Below are 6,245 nucleotides of genomic sequence, written 5' to 3'. Positions count from 1 at the left end.
CGCCTGGTCGTGGTGCGGGATGGCGCGGATCGCCCGGATCTGGCTGTCGCTCAAGGTCTCGAGCGTCGCGAGCCGCGGTCGGGCGAGGGTTTCGGTGACAGCCATAGGTAAGCGCCTTCTGGATCTTGGAGCCGATCCTAGCCGCGAATAATCTATCGTCAATAGATAATTGGAGCCGCCCGGGCGAGGAAGCCCATCAGCGCCTCGCCGAAGGCGGTGTTGTCGTCGCCGGCCACCATGTGCGCGGCCCCGGCCACCTCGACGAACTCGGCGTGCGGGACCACCTCGCGGAACGCCTCGGCATCCTCGGGGGTGACGATGTCGCTCAGCGACCCACGCACCAGCAGGGTGGGTGCGGTGACGGCGGCCGCCGCGCGGTCGAGCCGACCGTCCATGCGGCCCCGGTCGTTGGCGGCCGTCTCCAGGAACTGCGGGTCCCAGTGCCAGTGCAGCCGACCGTCACGCTCGCGCAGGTTCTTGAGCAGCCCGCTGGGATCGCGGGGCCGGCGGCGATGCGGCAGGTAGGCCGCCACTGCGTCGACGGCGTCATCCAGGGTGTCGAAGCCATCGCGGCCGCCGCGCATGAAAGCCTGGATCTTCGACGCGCCGTCAGGCGACGGCCGGTGCGTGATGTCGACCAGCACCAGCGCCTTCACGAGCGCCGGATCGCCCTCTCCCGCCGCCAGCAACGCCGCGATGCCGCCCAGGGACGCCCCGATCAGGATGGCGGGTCTGCCGAGGTAGGCCTGCACGGCCGCCAGGTCGTCGCGATAGGCGTCGAAGCTGTAGTCCCGGTCGGTCGCCCAGCCGCTGTCGCCGTGGCCGCGCAGGTCCATGGCGATCACCTCGTAACCCCTCGCCGCCAGCGCCCGCCCGGTCTCGCCCCAGGCGTGGCGCGTCTGGCCGCCGCCGTGCAGCAGGATGACCGGCGGCCGGTCCGAGGCGGGCCAGTGGTCGGCGGCGATGGGCAGCGCGCGCGAGCCTTCGACCGTGATGCGGACGGGCCCGCTCACAGCCGCACGTTCGAGAAGATCGCCGAGCTGACCGTCGGCGCGCCGGGGCCGCCGGTGAGCAGGCAGGTCCTTGCGTCCGGGACCGGGTTCGCGGACTGGCCGCGCAGCTGCCGGACCGCCTCGATCGGCATGCCGATCCCGTGGATGAACCCCTGGGCGAAGTTGCCGCCGGAGGTGTTCACCGGCAGCTTGCCGCCGGGGGCGATCAGGTTGTCGAAGCGCACGACCTCAGCCACGTTCTCGTAAGTGCAGAAGCCGTGGTCGATCAGCGCGGCGACGCCCTGGGCGCTGAAGTTCTCGTAGATCTGCACGACGTCGATGTCGGCCGGCGTGAGCCCGGTGCGACCCCAGAGATCGCGCGCGGTCAGCCGGAAGCCGGAGGTCACGTACTGGTCGTCGTCGTCGTTTTCCAGCAGGTCGCCCCAACCCTTGGCCGCGCCCTGCGCGACCCCGGCCAGGTAGACGGGCGGCTTGGCGAGATCGGCCGCATGCTCGCTCGCCACGAGCACCAGGGCGCCCGCCCCGTCGTTCTCGCGGGAGCAGTCGAAGAGGCGGAACGGCTCACTGATCCAGCGGGCCGTCCGGTACTCCTCGACAGTAAAGTCCTTCCCGAACGCGACGGCCTCGGGATTGCGCGCACCGTGGAAGTAGCTGGCGCGAACCAGATCCTCGCACACCGACTGCGGCACGCCATAGTGCTCGAACATCCGCTGGGCCCTGAGTGCGCAGGCCTGGGCGGGTGAGATCACGCCGGCGCCCAGCATGTGCTCGTTCAGGTGATGGGCCATCACCGCCGCCGACAGCCGCCCGCTGACGCCTTCGACCAGGGCGCGGAACACCACGACGACGCGCGCCTGGCCGGTCAGGATCGCGGCGGCGGCCTGGGCGAACGCCGCGGCGATCCCGCCCCCGCCACCGCCCCACACCTGGCTCGACCAGCGCAGCTCCCGCGTGCCCAGGTCGGGCATCAGGCGCACCGGCTCGTTCTTGTCGTCGCCGTACGAGACGAAGCCATCCACCTCGGCGGGGTCGATCCCGGCGTCGGCGCAGGCGTCGATGATCGCGCCCACCAGCACGCCGCGCTCGGGCAATGGTGCGGTCCCGCGCTTGTATTGCCGCAGGCCGACGCCCGCGACGGCCACGCCACATGCAAGACCGCTCATGCCTCGACCCGCCACCGCAGGGCCGGCACGACGCGCCCGGCCGCCTCGACCGTCGCGATGCGGCCCCTCACCCGGGCGCCGATGCGGATGGCCGCGTCGTCGCCCTCCAGGATGCCCGTCAGCCGCCGCCCCTCGGTCGCGTCGACGGTGACGACCAGGCTGATGAACGGCGCGCTCAGGCTCTCGAGCCCCGGGAAGCGGTGCCAGGTGCGGCTCCAGGTGTAGACCTGCCCCACCGGCTCGACGTCGAACCAGGCGTGCTCCCACGACCCGCAGTCGCCGCAGCGCCAGACCGCGGGCCAATGGACGCGGCCGCATCCCGCGCAGCGCGGGAACCGCACGCGGCCTTCCGCGAGGCCATCCCAGTAGGGTTGGTCCGCGCCGGTGCTGATCACTGCGGCTTCAGCGGACACGGGCGAGGCCCGCGATCTGGTCCTTGTACTTGGCCCGCACGGCCGGCTTGGAGAGCTTGCCCGTAGCCAGCCGCGGCAGGGGCTCGGGCTCGACCACGACGTAGCGGGGCACCTTGTAGTCGGCGAGGCGACCGTTGCAGTGGGCGATCAGGGTCGGCACGTCCACCGCGGCGGAGGCGTACAGCACCGCCATCGGCGTCTCGGCGAACTTGGGGTCGGGAGCTGCGATCACGACGACCTCCTCGACGCCCGGGAACTCGCTGACCGCCCGCTCCACCTCGGCCGCCGAGATATTGAGGCCGCCCGAGATGATGATGTCCTTCATCCGGTCGACGAAGGTGAGCAGGCCCTGCTCGTCCAGGACGCCCAAGTCGCCGGTGTGGAGCCAGCCGTCGCGGATCGCCTCGGCCGTAGCCTCGGGGTTGTTCCAGTACCCCAGCATGCGGCCCGGCCCGCGGATCAGGATCTCGCCGGGCTCGCCGGGGTCGCAGCGGCTGCCGTCGGGCCGGACGGTGACGAGGGTCGTGAAGGGACCGCCCCAGCCGCACTTCTCGGGCGCCTCGGCCGCCAGGTGGGCCGGCATGATGGTGGCGTTCCCACCGCACTCGGTCTGGCCGTAGATCTGGCGGATGACGATGCCCTTCGCCATCCAGGTCTCGAGCAACGCGCGGCTGACGCGGGCGCCGCCCACGGTGACCAGGCGCAGGGCGGAGAGGTCGGCGGTGGCGAAGCCCGGTTGCTGGGCGATGCGCTCGAACAGGAGGGGCACGCCGCCGAAGGCGTTGATCCGCCCCCGGACCAGCAGCTCCAGCCCCGCCTGCGGCTCGAAGGCCGGCTCCATGTAGAGGGTGCAGCCCAGCGTCGTGTAGTGCACCAGCTGGACGAAGCCCGCCGAAGTGCTGAGCGGCGCGATGGCCAGCACGCGGGCGCCCTTGCCGATCGTGGGCTCGTGCAGGTGGAACTCGGCGGCGTAGTCGATCATCGACTGGTTGGTGAAGACCACGCCCTTGGGCCGGGCGGTCGAGCCGCTGGTGGCGATGATCACCACCGGCCAGGCGGGATCGGGCTCGACGGCGGGCGACACGGCTGCGCCGACACGGAAGCCCTCGACCTCCGACAGCATGTGCAGCGCGGGGCCCAGCCCTTCGACCAGTCCGCGGCGCTCGTCGTCGGCGAAGACCAGGCGCGGCGTCACGTCCTCGACGATCTCGCTGAGCTCGGGGCGCGTGAAGCGGGCGTTCATCGGCGCCAGGATTCCGCCGGCCCGCAGGGTCGCCATGATCAGCACGCAGTAGGCCAGGGAGTTGGCCGCGCAGACCGCAACCCGGTCGCCGGGCGCCACGCCCAGCTCGACCAGTCGCACGGCCAGCCGGTTCGACCAGGCGTGCAGCTCGGCGTAGCTGACGGCTTCGCCCGCCACGTTGAGCGCCACGACGTCGCCCTGCATCCGCGCCCACCAGGCCAGCGCGCTCGACAGCGTCTTCATGTTTCCTCCGGACGTCGTCTGGCTTGTCGTCCTTGACTAAATCTATGCACATTAGATATCCGTCGTCCAGCCCCGGTCGGGCTCAAGGGCGCCGTAACGTGCGGCCCAGATGGGAGCGGAACGTGGAGACCTTCGACTATGTGATCGTGGGCGCCGGCGCGGCCGGATGCGTGCTCGCCAACCGCCTGTCCGAGGACGCGTCCGTCACGGTGGCGCTGCTGGAGGCCGGTCCGCCCGACACCCATCCCTTCATCCACATGCCCAAGGGTCTGGCCAAGGTGATGGCCGACCCAAAGCACCTATGGGTGTACGGCTCTGAACCCAGCGCGGCCACCAACGGGACCTCGGAGACCTGGGTGCGCGGCCGGGTGCTGGGCGGCTCCACCTCGGTCAACGGCATGATGTACGTCCGCGGCCAGCCGGCCGACTTCGAGGCCCTGGCCGAGCTCGCCGGTCCCGACTGGGGCTGGGACAGAATCGGAGCCGCGTACGCCGCGCTTGAGGCCCACGACCTGGGTGGCGCGCCGACGCGCGGCGCGGCGGGACCTTTGAAGGTCACCCTTCCCGACCACCGCGATGCGTTGACCGACGCCATGGTCGCGGCGGGCGCCGCGCTCGGCTGGCCGGTGAAGGACGACGTCAATGCGCCCGACGACGACGAGGCCGTGGGCTATGCGCCGCGCACCATTCACAAGGGCCGCCGCCAGAGTGCGGCCGTCGCCTTCCTGAACCCGGCGAAGGGGCGCGCGAACCTCACCATCCGCACCAATGTCGTCGTCGACCGCGTCACCTTCGACGGCAAGCGCGCCACCGGCGTGCGGGTGCTGTCCGCAGACCGAGCCGCCGAGATCGGCGCGCGGCGCGAAGTGATCCTGGCGGGCGGCGCCATGGCCTCGCCCGGCATCCTGGAGCGCTCCGGCGTGGGCGATCCCGAGCGCCTCGCGGCGCTGGGCATTCCCCTCGTCCACGCCAACCCGGCCGTCGGCGAGAACCTCAGCGAACACCGCGGCCTGATCCTGCAATGGAAGCTGAAGGGCCCGGGCTCGCAGAACCGCGAGTTCAGCGGTTGGCGGCTGCTTCGCTCGACCCTCCGCTACTACCTGATGAAGGACGGCCCGATGGCGGCGGCCGCCTACGAGATCGGGGCCTGGTTCAAGAGCCGGCCAGGCGCCAACCGTCCCGACGCCCAGTTCCTGATCGCGCCCTTCAGCTTCGACTTCGCCAGCGGCCGCACCCAGCTGGAAAGCTTCCCGGGGATCAACGCCGTCACCTATCCGATGCGCCCCTCATCGCGGGGCAGCCTCCACATCACCTCGACCGACCCCGAGGCGCCGCCCCGCCTCGACCCGAACTACCGCGACACCGAGGAGGACCGCGCGATCATGGTCGCCGCCGTGCGCACCATGCGTCGCTACGTGCAACAGGCGCCGTTGGCGGACTTCGTCGAGGCCGAGACGATGCCGGGGCCGGAGTACGAGACGGACGCCCAGATCCTCGACGCCTACGACCGCTTCGGCACCTGCGGCTACCACGCGGTCGGCACGTGTCGGATGGGTTCGGACGAGGCCTCGGCGGTGGATCCGCAGCTGCGCGTGCGCGGCGTCAGCGGCCTCAGGGTCGTGGACACCTCGGTGATGCCCTTCATCCTCTCGGGCAACACCAACGGGCCCACCATGGCCATGGCCTGGCGCGCCGCCGACCTGATCCGGGCAGCCGCTACTCCGGGATAAGCCGCGAGTCGGGGTTGGCGACGCCGGCCAGGAAGGCGCGGATGGTGGCTACGAACATCTGCTCCTCGTCGAACGGATTGGCCTTCACCGCGGCCGCCAGACTCGGGAACTGCGCCGGGTCGTAGACCGGGAAGGCCGGCAGGTCGCGCGACTTGGCGTAGGCCGCGGTCAGGGCCGCGCCCATCAGGATGTTGTCCAGCCCGATCGAGATCAGCATGCGCAGCTCGGCCGGCACGCCCTTCTTCTCGAACTTGCGCAGGGTGCGCTCGTAGCCGCTCAGCACTTGGTGGCGGGGCGGATAGAGCAGCAGCAGCGGCGCGGCGTTGGGATGGCGCAGGATCGATCGCCGCGCCGCCACCGAGAGGCTGACCACCGCCTCCTGCCAGTCGTCGTTCGGCAGGCGGCGCGGCTCGTCGGCGTCCAGCATGATCTGCCGGGCG

6 protein-coding genes are annotated in these 6,245 nt (G+C 71.3%); 1 reads left to right on the top strand and 5 read right to left on the bottom strand.

Annotation, left to right across the window (positions count from 1 at the left end; all coding sequences use genetic code 11):
- Window positions 1-158: 158 nt before the first annotated feature.
- The 4 genes from VGD44_RS21425 to VGD44_RS21410 are packed head-to-tail and all read right to left on the bottom strand — an operon-like array spanning window position 159 to window position 4,075.
- On the bottom strand, window positions 159-1,013 hold the full coding sequence (locus tag VGD44_RS21425; RefSeq protein ID WP_331090414.1) for an alpha/beta hydrolase: 855 nt from the start codon (window positions 1,011-1,013) through the stop codon (window positions 159-161).
- Window positions 1,010-2,176, bottom strand: a complete 1,167-nt coding sequence (locus tag VGD44_RS21420; protein ID WP_331090413.1) for a thiolase C-terminal domain-containing protein — start codon at window positions 2,174-2,176, stop codon at window positions 1,010-1,012. The genes VGD44_RS21425 and VGD44_RS21420 overlap by 4 nt, the downstream gene beginning before the upstream one ends.
- The gene (locus VGD44_RS21415; protein WP_331090412.1) at window positions 2,173-2,589 is read right to left on the bottom strand and encodes a Zn-ribbon domain-containing OB-fold protein; all 417 of its coding nucleotides are present in this window, start codon (window positions 2,587-2,589) and stop codon (window positions 2,173-2,175) included. The genes VGD44_RS21420 and VGD44_RS21415 overlap by 4 nt, the downstream gene beginning before the upstream one ends.
- On the bottom strand, window positions 2,579-4,075 hold the full coding sequence (locus VGD44_RS21410; protein ID WP_331090411.1) for a class I adenylate-forming enzyme family protein: 1,497 nt from the start codon (window positions 4,073-4,075) through the stop codon (window positions 2,579-2,581). The genes VGD44_RS21415 and VGD44_RS21410 overlap by 11 nt, the downstream gene beginning before the upstream one ends.
- Window positions 4,076-4,197: 122 nt before the next feature.
- On the opposite strand from VGD44_RS21410, the gene VGD44_RS21405 reads away from it, so the two are divergent.
- Window positions 4,198-5,805 carry a GMC family oxidoreductase gene (locus VGD44_RS21405; RefSeq protein WP_331090410.1) on the top strand — a complete coding sequence of 536 codons (1,608 nt, stop codon included), beginning with the start codon at window positions 4,198-4,200 and terminating at the stop codon, window positions 5,803-5,805.
- Here the strand turns inward: VGD44_RS21405 and VGD44_RS21400 are convergent.
- The coding region (locus VGD44_RS21400; RefSeq protein WP_331090409.1) for a TetR/AcrR family transcriptional regulator C-terminal domain-containing protein at window positions 5,792-6,245 on the bottom strand (454 nt) is incomplete at its 5' end. The two genes, VGD44_RS21405 and VGD44_RS21400, sit on opposite strands and share 14 nt — an antisense overlap.

Source organism: Phenylobacterium sp., from assembly GCF_036402295.1.
Taxonomy (GTDB): Bacteria; Pseudomonadota; Alphaproteobacteria; order Caulobacterales; family Caulobacteraceae; genus Phenylobacterium.
Note: the sequence above shows the minus strand (reverse complement) of the source record. Positions and strands in the feature narration are given on the sequence as shown.